We start from the raw sequence: 13,504 nt of genomic DNA, 5'->3' as shown, positions 1-13,504 counted from the left end.
CAATTGGTGGGGCTTAAGATTTTTATAACAGGAAGTGCTTAAATCTCGTTGAGCAACTTGGTCACTTCATCTAGTTTTGGTGTGAGAATTACTTCGATTCTTCGGTTTTTAGCTTTTCCTTCTGCGGTACTGTTGGTCGCTACGGGAGCAAACTCGCCTCTCCCCGCTGCAGTAAGGTTTTTAGGGTCAATCTGCGCATTTTGGCGTAAGATCTCTACAATTGCTGTAGCCCGTTTAGTAGATAGATCCCAGTTGTCTTTTAATGGTCCGTTTCCGCCGTAAGGCACATCATCAGTATGGCCTTCAATCAAGACCGCAATTTCTGGATTTTGAGCCAGTACACTTCCTAGCTGGTTCACTGCTTGTTTTCCTTTAGCACCTACATTCCAGCTTCCGCTTTCAAAAAGGAGTTTATTTTCTAGAGAAACATACACTTTGCCATCACGCTGCTCAACGGTGAGACCGTTGCCTTCAAAATCTACTAGAGCTTTAGAAATCGCATCTTTTAACGCGCGCATTTTTGCATCTTTTGCAGCGATCATCGCCTCTAATTCTTCAACACGGCGAGAACGTTCGGTGAGGTCACGCTGCATTTTTTCAAGACGGGTTTGTTCAGCAGCAAGATCAGCTTGCTTCTCATCTAACTGCGCGAGAAGCTCCCGGTTTTGTTTAGAATTTTCGGCTAGTGCCTTAGAACTATTGGCTTCAAGTGCGTCGTAAGACTCTTGAAGGTTTTTAAGGTTGGTTTGTGCTGCGGTGTATTTGCGCTGCAAATCATCACGCTCGCTAGTGGCCTGAGCCAGGTCTTTTTCAAGTTGTGCCGCCTGATCTTCAAATTGTTTTCTCAAGCGTTCTTCTTGAGAAAGCTCTTGTTGTAACTCTTGATTTTCGGCTTTGAGACCGGCAAAACGAGATTCTAAGTCTTTATAGACTTTAGCCGAAACACACGAAGATAGGGTAGCTGCGGCGCCTGCAATGATGCAAAATTTTCTAAACATAAGGTTGAGTTGTTTTTTAATAATCAACGCCGGCTATGTAAAAATATTGGCACGGCTTTGACTAAAAAAGCAGCAATTTTAAAATTGATAATCAAGTTCTAAAAGGGCAGGACAGTGGTCACTGTGCTTGGCTTCAGGCAGGATTACTGCGCGTTTTATTTTGTCTTTTAAAGGCTCACTGACCATGTTATAATCAAGGCGCCAGCCCTTATTATTTGCGCGAGCATTTGCGCGATAGCTCCACCAGCTGTATTGCTCAACATCAGGATTAAGGTGTCTGAAGCTGTCTGTAAATCCGCTGTTGATAAAACCGCTTAGCCACTCACGTTCTACCGGGAGAAAACCGCTTACATTTTTGAGCCTAACAGGATCGTGAATATCTATGGGTTCGTGACAGATGTTGTAATCCCCGCTCACGATAAGGTTAGGTCTGGTTTTGCGCAATTCTTCAGCATATTCCTGAAAATCTGCCATATATCTTAGTTTATGCTCTAGGCGGTCAATATTGGTTCCGCTAGGTAAATACATACTCATAATGCTCAGATCACCAAAATCTGCTCTGATATTTCGGCCTTCGTGATCCATATAATCAATTCCGGTACCGTGCACGATATTGTCTGGTTCTTTCTTGCTTAAAATAGCAACGCCGCTATAGCCTTTTTTTTGAGCACTAAACCAATAATCGTGGTAACCGGTTTCTTCAAAAAGATCAATGTCTAATTGTTCTTTATGGGCTTTAGTTTCTTGTAGTAAAAGCACATCTGGGTTGGCTGCTTTTAACCAATCAAGGAGCCCTTTGCGTATTGCAGCCCGAATTCCGTTTACGTTATAGGTGATTATTTTCATGCTTAAATTTTGGATTTTGGCGAAGTTAGGTATTTCGGTATAAAATGGGTGTTGGCGGTTGCAATACAATTCTATTGAGCATAGTAGGTTTTAGGCTTTTTCCCGTAGTTTTATAGCCGATGCGTCACCTTGTTTTGATATTGTGCTTTGGGATTGCTGCAACCGGTTTTGCGCAGGATTTTCAATTTAGGGACAGTAGGGTCAAACGCCTGGCGGTGCGGGACACGATGCTGATTGATTCGGTAAGTATCAATCCGGTGGAATTTGCCGTTTATTCACTTTCAGGAATGCAACTCGATAGTACCGCCTATGCTATTGATTATGGGCGGGCTCTTTTCAGCTTAAACGCGCAAGCGCCTAAAGTAGATTCTTTAAAGTTTAAGTACCGGGTGTTTCCTGATTTTTTGACCAAAACCTATTTTGAATATGATCCTGATCGCGTAGTTAACAGTTCGGGTAATCTGAATAAAGTCTACGCGCTAAAGGAAGAAGAAAATACAGCGGTTTTTACTCCTTTTGACGGTTTGACCACTTCCGGGAGTTTGGTGCGCGGTGTGACTGCCGGAAACAATCAGAACAGTACTTTAACCAGTGAATTAGATCTACAGATCACGGGGAAATTGAGTGAAAAGGTATCGCTGCGCGCGTCATTGCAAGATGCTAATCTTCCGCAGCAAAATGGAGGTTACTCTCAACGGCTTGATGAATTTGACCAAATTTTTATCGAATTGTTCAGCGACGATTGGAACATTAGAGCCGGTGATATCAATCTCGAAAACAACACCTCTTATTTTGGAAGGTTTACAAAAAAAGTTCAGGGTTTATCGCTTTATGGGCGCATCAATCACGAGTCTTCACAAACCGAAGCTTTTGCCACAGGAGCGCTCGTGCGAGGCGTTTTTACTCAAAGCAGATTTACCGGTCAGGAAGGCAATCAAGGTCCTTACAAACTTACGGGTCCCAACGGCGAACTTTATGTACTCATCGTTAGCGGAAGCGAGCGTGTATTTGTGAACGGGGTTTTATTAGAACGCGGAGAAACTGCAGATTATGTGATAGATTATAATGCGGGAGAATTACGTTTTAATCCCACATTTCCCATAACCAGCGAGATGCGTATTTCTGTAGAATATCAGTATAGTGAGCAAAATTATACTCGAATTATCGCGTATGCCGGTGGCGGGCATCGCAGTGATGATGGTAAACTGCAGCTGAAAGCACACGTGTATTCTGAGAATGATGCTAAAAACCAACCTTTGTTGCAAAACTTAAATCAAGAGCAAGTCGCTGTGTTGCAACAAGCCGGCGATAACAAGGAATTGATGATTGCGCCCAGTGCCAATCTTGACTCGTACAATGAAAACAAGATTTTATACCGAAAGTTTTTTCAAGACGGAAGAGCGGTTTATGAGTTTTCAAATAATCCTGAAGAGGAGTTGTACAATGTGCGGTTTACAGAGGTTGGTGCTAATCAGGGAAATTATGTGTTGACCAATGCTTCGGCGATCAACAGGATTTATGAATATGTCGCTCCGATCAACGGTGTTGCACAAGGCAATTATGCTCCTGTATCACGTTTATTTGCGCCTACGCAATTGCAAATGGCGGTAGTGCAAGGAGCGTATAATCCTTCAGATAAAACGAGTGTCTCCTTTGAAGGCGCGGCAAGCAAAGAGGATCTCAATTTGTTTTCAGATTTAGATGATGGTAATAACAAAGGTTTTGCAGGCCGATTGAACCTGGCTCAGACGCTTTATGAGCAAAATCAAAGCAAGCAGCTTACGGCCTTCGGGACGCTTGATTATATTCAGAATACCTTTCAAAATGTAGAGCGTACCTACGCAATTGAGTTCAGTAGAGATTGGAATTTGCCACTGCTTCCTCAAGGCGATCAAACCTTGATCACTTCAGGAATTCAGTATCAAGACACCGCAGTAGGGATTGTGAATTACAGTTTTGAACACTTACAGTATAGTCAGAACTATTCGGGAAATCGGAATATGCTGAGCGGAGCGCTTCGGTTTAAAAAATTACGCACGCAATTTAATGCCAGCTTTTTAAAGTCTGAAGCTGACACCGCAAACACCCGATTTTTTAGATTGAATGCCGCAACAATTTATGGATTCAAAAAAGCCTGGGTGGGAGCCAAAGTTCAAGCAGAAGATAATGTGAGCCGGCATCCGGCTTCTGGGGTTTATGACCCGTTAAGTCAAGGTTTTAAAGCGTATCAAGGTTTTGTGGGTAAAGGAGATAGTACAGCAGTTTTTGTGGAATTGGGCTATCGCTATCGCGTGAATGATAGTTTAAGAGGCAACAGCTTACAAGAGGTAAACCATAGCAACACGTATTATTTAAAATCCCAACTGATACAGAATGAAAACACGTCTTTAGGGGTATATACCAATTACCGAAAATTACGCTACACTGACCAAGATTATGAAGATGAGCAATCGCTAAACTCCCGAATTTTATATGATCAAAAGCTGTTTAAAAACCTGATACGCTTAAATACAGTTTTTGAGACCAGTAGCGGAACCTTACCCCAACAAGAATTTACCTATTTAAAAGTAGATGAGGGTTTAGGAACTTATACGTGGATAGATTACAACGCAGACGGCGTTCAGCAACTCGAAGAGTTTGAGGTGGCGCAATTTCAAGATCAGGCAGACTTTGTGCGGGTTTTGTTACCCAATCAGATTTTTGTGAAAACCCATCAAAATAAACTGAGCCAGATCATCACCTTCAATTTGCAACAGTGGAGTGGTAAAAACGGATTCAAAAAATTTGCTTCTCACTTTTACAATCAAACCAGTTATTTAATTGACCGCAGGGTCTTGCGGGAAGGTGATACTTTTAACCTGAATCCTTTTAAAGAAGTAGATAATACGCTAGGATTGAACCTGAATTTTAGAAATACGTTTTTCTTTAACAGAGGGAAGCAAAAGTATACCTCAAGTTATACTTATTTAGCAAATTCAACGCGCAATTTGATTTCGTTAGGATTACAAACTAATGAATTGCGCAGTCATCAGTTCACCTTTTTACACAAGATAAAATCCAGCTATCTGTTTAATTTTAATGCAGATTTAGGAACCAACAGCAGCACATCAGAGAATTTTATACAGCGCAATTACAGTTTAGAAACCATGGCACTAAATCCAAAACTTTCTTATCTGTTCAATGACAATACCCGTTTAGAAGCTTTTTACACGCTTAATAGGAAAGAAAATACGTTAGGTGAATTGGAGCTTTTAAACCAGCAAAATTTTGGGATGGCTTTCGCGTATAGCAACGCCGAAAAAGTCTCCTTTAATATCGAAGCTAATTATATCAAAAACTCATTTAGCGGTAGTGCGTTTTCGCCAGTAGCTTACCAGATGCTCGAAGGCTTACAGCCCGGATCTAATTTCACTTGGAATGTTTTAGCACAGAAGCGCCTGACCAAATTTTTAGATTTGAACCTGGCCTATTTCGGTAGAAACAGCGAGGATTCAAGAACGATTCACACGGGCACCGTGCAACTGCGTGCTATTTTTTAAACTTCAGTATAAAATTTAAAACCTTACTTAACGATGATCTTTTTTGATTGTCCGCCGGTTCTGTTACCAATACGAACGATATAAACTCCACTTGAAGCGTAAGACATATCTAAATCATAAACATAGCTGCCGTATTCATTTTCGATCCAGTTTTCGGCTAATTTTTGACCAAGAATAGAATAAACACTTACCGCCATTTTTTCGGTGGTTTCTTCGGTGCTTAAAGAGATCTGAAAATGATTTTGTTCCGGCTCAAGAATTACGAGTTCGCTCTCAGGAAAAATATTCTCTTCAACCGAAAGGCTATTAAAAATACGCACGCTATAATCATTGGTGCGACCATACGCGAGTTCGCCACAGGGATCATTGAGATCACCTTCTTCATTGTTGTCTTTTCCGCGAATGCGCATTCTATATGTTCCCAGCTCAACGCCTTCAGGTAAGTCTATAGTAAAAACGGCATCTGTATCTGCTGTCTCAACGGTACCGCTAGAAACCAGTTCAGAAGTTTCAAAGCCACCATTGTTATTAAAATCAATAAAGATTACGTAGCCAGAATTTTGATAGCCCATTTGTAAAGTTCCCATATGGGAGTCTTTTTGAACATTTAAGTTAAAAGTAGTTTCAAGATTTGCACTATATCCCGTACTTGAGCAAGGAGGTGTTACCAAAGTACCTTCAAGCGTGAATAATGTCACACCATCGCCAAAACCACTACAATTAGAGACGGGTTGACAATAATCATTGGTAACCGTTACCGAAGCGATGTTGTTAGAAGTATCACTATCGGTTTCTAAAGCGGTACCGGCGGTAATCTCATAAGTACCAATTGCCGAAAAATCCTCTGTGGTACTGAAAGTAAATGTTTCTGAAGTCTGTGCGGCGATGCTTCGATCAAAAGTTTCTGTGACCTGCTCGCCATCATTCAATTGATAATATACGGGGAAGTTGCTCTGAGCATCCTGCCCGTAATTAGTAACTGTAACCGAGATTGCGATCGCAGCGCCTAAACCTGAGTCAGATTCAGGAGTGTCTATAGAAGCCACACCAACATCATTTTGCCAAAGATTTTTTACCGTAATCGACATGGTATCGTTGCTGGTATCTTCATCATTTTCAAGGTTGGTAGACGCTTCAATGGTATAATCTGCACCAATGGTAGATAGATCTGCGGTTTGTGTAAAGGTGTAGCTTGCCGTTTCGTTAAAAGCAAGCGATCCTGTGTAGGTTTCTTCAACCGTTATGCCGTCTACGGTGTAACTTACCGGAATGCTGGTTTGCGTGGTATTCCCGGCGTTTCTAATGGTTATGCTAATGCTTTCGGTGGCAGAGAGCGCACCATCTTGTGGACTATCAATAGCAATAACCTGAACATCATTTGCATTGTCTGGCGCCAGTTTAAAAACACTTACAATATCGGTGCGCTGTGGATTAAAATATTCTGAAATAAACCAGAAGGTTTCATCATCAGCCGGGTCAATCGTAAGGTGTGTATAATCTGCATAACGCTCTGATGTGCTAACGCCTGTACTGCTCGCTAAAAACGCTTCAGGGACAGACATTTTACCTAATGGATCATTGGTATATCTTCCAGTAAAGTTTAAGGTAACCGGCAGGTCTGCACTTACGGTGGTATAACCCATTGCAATGCTGCCGGCGCCATCCATTGCCATACTAGCACCAAAGGCGTTGTTTCCGGTAGGAGAAACATAAGTGCCTTCCTGATAAATCGTCCACGGTTGGCCATCGCCTGTTTGTCGTAGTTCATACCAGCGAATTCCGGCTTGTTCTTCGCCAAGAGGCGCAACATTGACCACAAAATTGAAAATAGCCGAATTGTGATCGTCAAACTTTCTAAACTGTGCCTGATTCATCACGGTCCCTTGCATCGCATCGATCTCTGCGCCTGCAGGCTGAGGTAAGTTAGAAAAACTTCCGCCGTCAAAAACACCGTCAAAATCGCTTACGGTAAGAATTTCGGGTTGAGAAATGCTTGAATTTTCTGGCGTGTCCCAGTCGACGTCCACAGTCCATAATTTTAAGTGATCATCATCAACTCCAGACCAGCCGTCATCCTGAAAATATAAAACAGTAGCCCCGCCGGTGGTTGGAGCGTTAGCAGTACTGATATTGAAAAACTGCGGACTATAAAAGCCGGTTCGTTGCAGGGTAGGTAACGGAAATCCTAAAAAGCCCGCGTCGCTCAACCCTTGAAGCATTTTTTCACGCTCCATTACAAAAACGGCATCTCCGGTCGCATCGCCACCCGAAATAGCAATATTTGAAGTAATATAATAGCCATCGTGCCACACAGAATATTTAGGATAATCAGGGAATGCACCGGTTTCAAAACCGGCGGTATAAACATACCAGCCGTCATTTACAGGGTCAGAACCTTGACAAATAGCAATGTTTAAACCATTATCAAAGTCGTTGTCTGCATCGCTTTCATCCTCATTTTCAAATTGGGTAATGATAAAGCGATCTGCGGGTGCGTCGTACAACACAATTGGATCACCGGCTTCATTTCCTTCAAAAAGAGTTCCCAGACTGGCGGCTTCGGTTAATGCGTTTCCGTTTTTGTCAAAAATTGCAAAACCTACATTCCAAGCAGCTACATAATGGTTGGGGCCGGCAGCGCCTGTAGGGTCAGAAGGCGTAAAATTTGAAACATTAGCTTCAAATACGTTAATGGGCTCTAACGTGTAGGATTTAGAATCAGACTTGTTTTTTTGGTCTTGCTTCTTGATCAGTGGGTCACCATCTTTTGGGAAGCCCTTTCCCGGAACCACTTGATTTGCGCGGCGTCGCTTCGGGTTAATTTCTTCTGGATTGTGGGATCTATCAGCGGCCTTGAACGTACCATTTTTAAGCTGTGAAGCAAGGCTTGGAACTTCGCGCACAAATCGCATTTTACCATAAAGTGTAGGCTTTTCTTTTTCCTGACCAAAAGCAGTAGTGCCTAAACTGCTAATAATAAATACAATAAAAAAAGCTAAAAGAGTAGTATGATAGAATTTCAAGGTGTAGCGTTGTTTCATTTTCAGTGTATTAGGTCTTTAAATGTACGAAAGTTTAGCCTATAAGGTTCAAAAAAAGCCCCTTGCGGAGCTTCTTTTTTATCTATTAAAATGAGACGTGATTATTGCGCCCAATGTTTAAAATCTATCTTTTCGTGTAAGATTGTAGCCAGTTCACTGATTTTTACACGCTTCTGCTCCATGGTATCGCGATCACGAATGGTTACGCTTGCATCTTCTAAAGTATCGTGATCTACAGTGATACAAAATGGCGTTCCGGCAGCATCCTGACGGCGATATCTGCGCCCTACAGCATCTTTTTCGTCATAGGTTACATTGAAGTCGTATTTTAAATCGTCGATGATTTTTTGAGCAACTTCAGGTAATCCATCCTTTTTAACTAACGGAAGAATCGCAGCTTTTACAGGTGCTAAAATCGCAGGAAGTTTTAAAACGGTACGGGTAGAACCGTTTTCTAGTTCTTCTTCTTCTAAAGATTTTGAGAATACCGCTAAGAACATACGGTCAAGACCTATTGAAGTTTCCACCACATAAGGCACGTAGTTTTCATTCAATTCAGGATCAAAGAACTGAAGCTTTTTACCTGAGAATTCTTCATGTGCTTTAAGGTCAAAGTCGGTACGGCTGTGAATTCCTTCTAATTCTTTAAAGCCAAATGGAAAATCAAACTCGATATCTGCTGCTGCATTTGCATAATGCGCTAGCTTCTCGTGATCGTGAAAACGATAATTTTCTTCACCAAGCCCTAGCGATAAATGCCATTTTAGACGTGTTTCTTTCCAGTGCTCGTACCATTTTAGTTCGTCACCTGGACGTACAAAAAATTGCATTTCCATTTGTTCAAACTCACGCATTCTAAAAATAAACTGACGCGCTACGATCTCATTTCTAAACGCTTTACCAGTTTGAGCAATCCCAAAAGGGATCTTCATTCTTCCGGTTTTTTGCACGTTCAGGAAGTTTACAAAAATTCCCTGAGCGGTTTCTGGTCTTAAGTAGAGATCGGTCGCAGTTTCTGCGGAAGCACCCAATTTAGTCCCAAACATCAAGTTGAATTGACGCACGTCTGTCCAGTTTTTTGAACCGGTATCCGGGTCTGCGATGCCTAACTCTTCGATCAAAGCTTTTACATCAGCAAGATCTTCTGCTTCAAGAGAACGCGCCATACGTTGTAAAACGGTTTCCTGTTCCTTGCGATAGCGCAAAACACGTGGGTTTGTGGTTACAAACTCCTGCTCGTCAAATTTATCTCCAAAGCGTTTTTTAGCTTTTGCTATTTCTTTAAGCGCTTTTTGATTCAGCTTTTCAGCATAATCTTCGATCAATACATCGGCACGATAGCGTTTTTTAGAATCTTTATTGTCAATAAGTGGATCATTAAATGCATCAACGTGCCCGGAAGCCTTCCACGTAGTGGGATGCATAAAGATCGAAGCATCGATACCCACGATATTCTCGTGCATTTGCACCATACTTTTCCACCAGTAATCACGTATATTTTTCTTGAGCTCGGCTCCGTTTTGACCGTAGTCGTAAACAGCGCTCAAGCCGTCATAAATCTCGCTACTCCCAAAGATGTAGCCGTATTCTTTTGCGTGTGATATTACCTTTTTAAAATGATCTTCCTGTTGTGCCATTTGGTATGTTGCTTTTGTATTTGATTTTGGTTGTTTGGCCGTTGCGAAACAAGGAGGTAAAAATAAAAAAACCGCAGCAATGCAGCGGTTTTTTATACGATGATTTTTAAAGCCGCCTTATTCGAGTTCTACGACGCTATTGCTGAGTAAGCGGTCATTTTCAAACAAATTAATACGGTATATTCCGGGGTCAAATTCTTCTGCCATTGGGTTGATCCAAACGCAACTTTGCAGTTCTTCGTTTTGATAATTGATCTGCTGGTACGCGCTGTAGATCAAAATATTCTCTCCAAAAGCAAGCGAAACGTGCTCGCCCATCACATTATTTTTGGGGTTGATCACTTGAATGTAAAAATCGTGAATTCCGGGTGCGGCTAGCACATTCTCGTTGATGGTATAACAAATTTCAATTTTATCAATGCGTCCTGCGCGGTCGTTAGGCACTGTTTTTCCACTGCGGCGCAAGATCACCCCGCTGGTTCTAAATTTGCTAACCGTAAGTTGAGCGCCTTTTGTGAGGTTTTCTTGTAGCGCTTCATTTTGCTGTTTTAGAGAATCCCGTTCTACAATGCTTTCATCAAAAGCGGCTTCTGCATTGGTTTTTTGGGTTACTAAAAGGGCGTTTTCAAGCAGCAGGCTGTCGGCTTTTTTACGCAACGCATCGCGTTCGTCACGCAAGATGGCCAGCTCGCGTCTGTAATTTTGAAGCGTACTTTGTGTACTGTTTGATTGCTCTAAACGATACAGTAAGTTTTGAATACGAGAGCGGGCTTCTTTCAATTCTGAAGTGAGCAATTTATTCGTCTCAATTTCAGAATTGTAATTGGTTAAGAGGTCACTCAACTCTTCTTTGAGAAGTTCTTTTTCTTCAGACAGCGCTACTTTACTGGCGCTTAGCTCGTGGTAAAATTTGTAGGTGTAGCCACCCATCCCCAGGAGCAATAGAAAAAGTATACCGATAAGAATCTTTAAAGCATTGTTATTGCGAGTAGCACTCATGCAGCCTATTTTGATATCTTAGTGCGAAAGTTATAATAATTAATCAAAATGAGATGAAGTCTTTGCTGAAACTCTTCTTTCCTGATCAATGCAGCGCCTGCGACGAACTGTTGAGCGAGGGAGAAGCGTTTGTTTGTACTTCGTGCAGGCACACCCTGCCTGTGACTCATTTGCATACTACAACGCTCAACCCTATACAAAAATTATTATACGGTAGAACAACTATTCACCTTGAGGCGGCTTTGTTCTATTTTGATAAGAAAACACGGGTTCAGCAACTTATACACAATTTAAAATATCGCAGGCAAGAACAACTTAGCCCGTTTATGGGAAACTGGTTGGGGAGTCAGCTTGCTGAAGCTCCTGCATTTTCGGCAATAGACTGCGTCATCCCGGTACCTTTACATAAATCTCGATTACGAGAACGCGGCTATAATCAAGTGGCGGGATTTGGTAAAGCGATTGCGCACTGCTTAAATAAGCCGTATCATGATGCTATTTTATTTCGAACAAAAGCAACGCGTACACAGGTATTTTTAAACCGTGTTTTTAGAGGAACCGAAGTTTTAGACTCTTTTGCAGTTACCGAAACCGCAAGCCTTCAAGGGAAGCATATTTTGCTCGTAGATGATCTGATCACCACAGGAGGAACCATTGAAGGTTGTGCGCTCGCCTTGCAGCAAATACCAGACATTAAATTGAGCGTTGCCGTTATGGCAATAGCCCAGTGATTTCCTCGTTTTATAAGGCAGCTTCTTTTCTGATGATTATCCAAAAGCACTGCTGTCTCATCTTTAAAAATAATCGTTACTTTGCGCTGTTATGTCAAAAAAGGTTTTACAGCTCGTTTCTGTTTCTATTTTACTGCTTTTTGTAGTACAATGTGCCAAGCGTGGTACTCCCACAGGAGGGCCCAAAGATGAGACACCGCCAGTTTTGGTGCGTGCTGATCCTCCCAATTACACCACAAATTTTGACCGAAAAGAAATCAGAATTTATTTTGACGAGTATATCAAACTTAAGGATATAAGTAAAAACCTTATCGTTTCTCCTCCGATGGATCCTAAAGCGCAGGTGAGTCCGCAGGGGAGTGCATCGCGGTATATTGATATTCAGATCACAGATACCCTTACACCTAATACCACCTATCAATTTAATTTTGGCGAAAGTGTTACAGATAATAATGAGGGTAATGAGTTTCCGTTTTTTAAATATGTTTTTTCTACCGGTGATTATATAGATTCTCTTAATGTAACCGGGGTTATCAGAGATGCGCTATTGCAAAAACCAGATGAATATGTGACTGTGATGCTTTATGAGGCAGACTCGACGTATTCTGATTCTATCGTTTATAAAGATGTGCCGCGCTACATTACTAACACTTTAGACAGCACTGTGGTTTTTGAACTTACCAATGTGAAAGAGGGGCGTTATAAGTTGGTTGCGATGAAAGACGATGCCAATAACTACACCTTTCAGCCAGATAAAGATAAAATCGCTTTTTATGATGGTTTTATTGAGGTGCCTACAGATAGCGTGTATGTTTTGCGCTTGTTTAACGAGCAATTAAAAAGTGAAACCGGAAGACCAAAACAAGCATCGGCACAGCGCATTGCGTTTCCGTTTACCGGAAATCCTGATAGTATAGATGTAAAATTGATCAGTGCTAAACCCGAAGGTTTTGAACGTTTAGTGACACTTAAAAAAGGTCAAGATTCGTTACAATATTGGTACAAGCCTCAGGTAGAAACAGATTCGTTGATTTTTGAAACCTACGGAAACAAGCAGTTGCTAGATACGATGTACATCAGAAAGCGTGGGTTAAAGCCAGATTCGCTTCAGATTCAATCGGTGTCCAGCAGTTTGATCTTAGAAGAGCCTTATCTGTTCAACACAACCATCCCTGTGGTGGCGGTCGACACTTCAAAAATAAAAATCAGCCGAAAGGATTCAACACTGGTTGAAGCGTTTCAGGTGAATTTATTCCCAGAGAAATTGCAGATGTCGCTCAAATTTGAAACGGAAGAAAATGAATCGTACAGTATTCAAATGCTTCCGGAAGCGCTTACCGATTTCTACGATTCTAAGAACGATACGCTCAATTTTAGTGCTTCAACAAAAGCTTACGGCGATTATGGAGAGTATGACCTAACGTTGCAAGGCGCCGCAGACGTACAACATATTGTGCAATTAGTTACCGAAAAAGGTGATGTAAAACGTGAAATTATTGGAGCACCGGGCACCACAGTATTTCAGTTTAACCGAATTGAACCCGGAAAATACTATGCACGTGTGATCGTAGATCTTAACGAGAACGGTAAATACGATACCGGAAATTATCTGGAGCAAAAGCAACCGGAAGAAGTCTTATACTATCCAGATTTGCTGGATTTACGCTCGGGCTGGTATCCTAAAAATACTTTTATTCTAACTCAGGAATAAGC

General features: G+C 41.6%; 8 protein-coding genes. 3 read left to right on the top strand and 5 right to left on the bottom strand.

Annotated elements, in window-relative coordinates; translation table 11 throughout:
- Positions 1-38: 38 nt before the first annotated feature.
- Both LDL79_RS06605 and LDL79_RS06600 read right to left on the bottom strand, forming a co-directional pair.
- Positions 39-998: an OmpA family protein gene (locus LDL79_RS06605; protein WP_225599626.1), complete on the bottom strand. Its 960-nt coding sequence runs from the start codon at positions 996-998 to the stop codon at positions 39-41.
- Positions 999-1,076: 78 nt separating this feature from the next.
- Positions 1,077-1,844 carry an exodeoxyribonuclease III gene (locus LDL79_RS06600; RefSeq protein ID WP_225599625.1) on the bottom strand — a complete coding sequence of 256 codons (768 nt, stop codon included), beginning with the start codon at positions 1,842-1,844 and terminating at the stop codon, positions 1,077-1,079.
- 119 nt (positions 1,845-1,963) lie between these two features.
- Between LDL79_RS06600 and LDL79_RS06595 the strand changes: the two genes are divergently transcribed.
- Positions 1,964-5,383, top strand: coding sequence for a hypothetical protein (locus LDL79_RS06595; RefSeq protein ID WP_225599624.1), 3,420 nt, complete (start codon positions 1,964-1,966; stop codon positions 5,381-5,383).
- A 23-nt stretch (positions 5,384-5,406) separates the two neighbouring features.
- Here the strand turns inward: LDL79_RS06595 and LDL79_RS06590 are convergent, their stop codons facing one another.
- From LDL79_RS06590 to LDL79_RS06580, 3 genes are all read right to left on the bottom strand, one after another.
- Complete coding sequence (locus LDL79_RS06590; protein WP_225599623.1) at positions 5,407-8,424, bottom strand: GEVED domain-containing protein; 3,018 nt, start codon at positions 8,422-8,424, stop codon at positions 5,407-5,409.
- Between the two features lie 101 nt (positions 8,425-8,525).
- Positions 8,526-10,061, bottom strand: a complete 1,536-nt coding sequence (locus LDL79_RS06585; RefSeq protein WP_225599622.1) for a glycine--tRNA ligase — start codon at positions 10,059-10,061, stop codon at positions 8,526-8,528.
- 117 nt (positions 10,062-10,178) lie between these two features.
- Positions 10,179-11,060: a hypothetical protein gene (locus tag LDL79_RS06580; protein WP_072980733.1), complete on the bottom strand. Its 882-nt coding sequence runs from the start codon at positions 11,058-11,060 to the stop codon at positions 10,179-10,181.
- Between the two features lie 53 nt (positions 11,061-11,113).
- Between LDL79_RS06580 and LDL79_RS06575 the strand changes: the two genes are divergently transcribed.
- A complete protein-coding gene (locus LDL79_RS06575; RefSeq protein WP_225599621.1) occupies positions 11,114-11,791 on the top strand; it encodes a ComF family protein in 678 nt (225 codons plus the stop codon).
- A 91-nt stretch (positions 11,792-11,882) separates the two neighbouring features.
- Complete coding sequence (locus tag LDL79_RS06570; protein WP_225599620.1) at positions 11,883-13,502, top strand: Ig-like domain-containing domain; 1,620 nt, start codon at positions 11,883-11,885, stop codon at positions 13,500-13,502.
- Positions 13,503-13,504: the final 2 nt, after the last annotated feature.

Source organism: Leeuwenhoekiella palythoae (assembly GCF_020310025.1).
Lineage (GTDB): Bacteria > Bacteroidota > Bacteroidia > Flavobacteriales > Flavobacteriaceae > Leeuwenhoekiella > Leeuwenhoekiella palythoae.
This window is presented reverse-complemented; position numbering and strand designations above follow the sequence as displayed.

Bases quoted from the DNA above. Each gene is read 5' to 3' on its own strand.
- LDL79_RS06605 (WP_225599626.1), bottom strand. From the start codon at position 998: ATGTTTAGAAAATTTTGCATCATTGCAGGCGCCGCAGCTACCCTATCT.
- LDL79_RS06600 (WP_225599625.1), bottom strand. From the start codon at position 1,844: ATGAAAATAATCACCTATAACGTAAACGGAATTCGGGCTGCAATACGC.
- LDL79_RS06595 (WP_225599624.1), top strand. From the start codon at position 1,964: ATGCGTCACCTTGTTTTGATATTGTGCTTTGGGATTGCTGCAACCGGT.
- LDL79_RS06590 (WP_225599623.1), bottom strand. From the start codon at position 8,424: ATGAAACAACGCTACACCTTGAAATTCTATCATACTACTCTTTTAGCT.
- LDL79_RS06585 (WP_225599622.1), bottom strand. From the start codon at position 10,061: ATGGCACAACAGGAAGATCATTTTAAAAAGGTAATATCACACGCAAAA.
- LDL79_RS06580 (WP_072980733.1), bottom strand. From the start codon at position 11,060: ATGAGTGCTACTCGCAATAACAATGCTTTAAAGATTCTTATCGGTATA.
- LDL79_RS06575 (WP_225599621.1), top strand. From the start codon at position 11,114: ATGAAGTCTTTGCTGAAACTCTTCTTTCCTGATCAATGCAGCGCCTGC.
- LDL79_RS06570 (WP_225599620.1), top strand. From the start codon at position 11,883: ATGTCAAAAAAGGTTTTACAGCTCGTTTCTGTTTCTATTTTACTGCTT.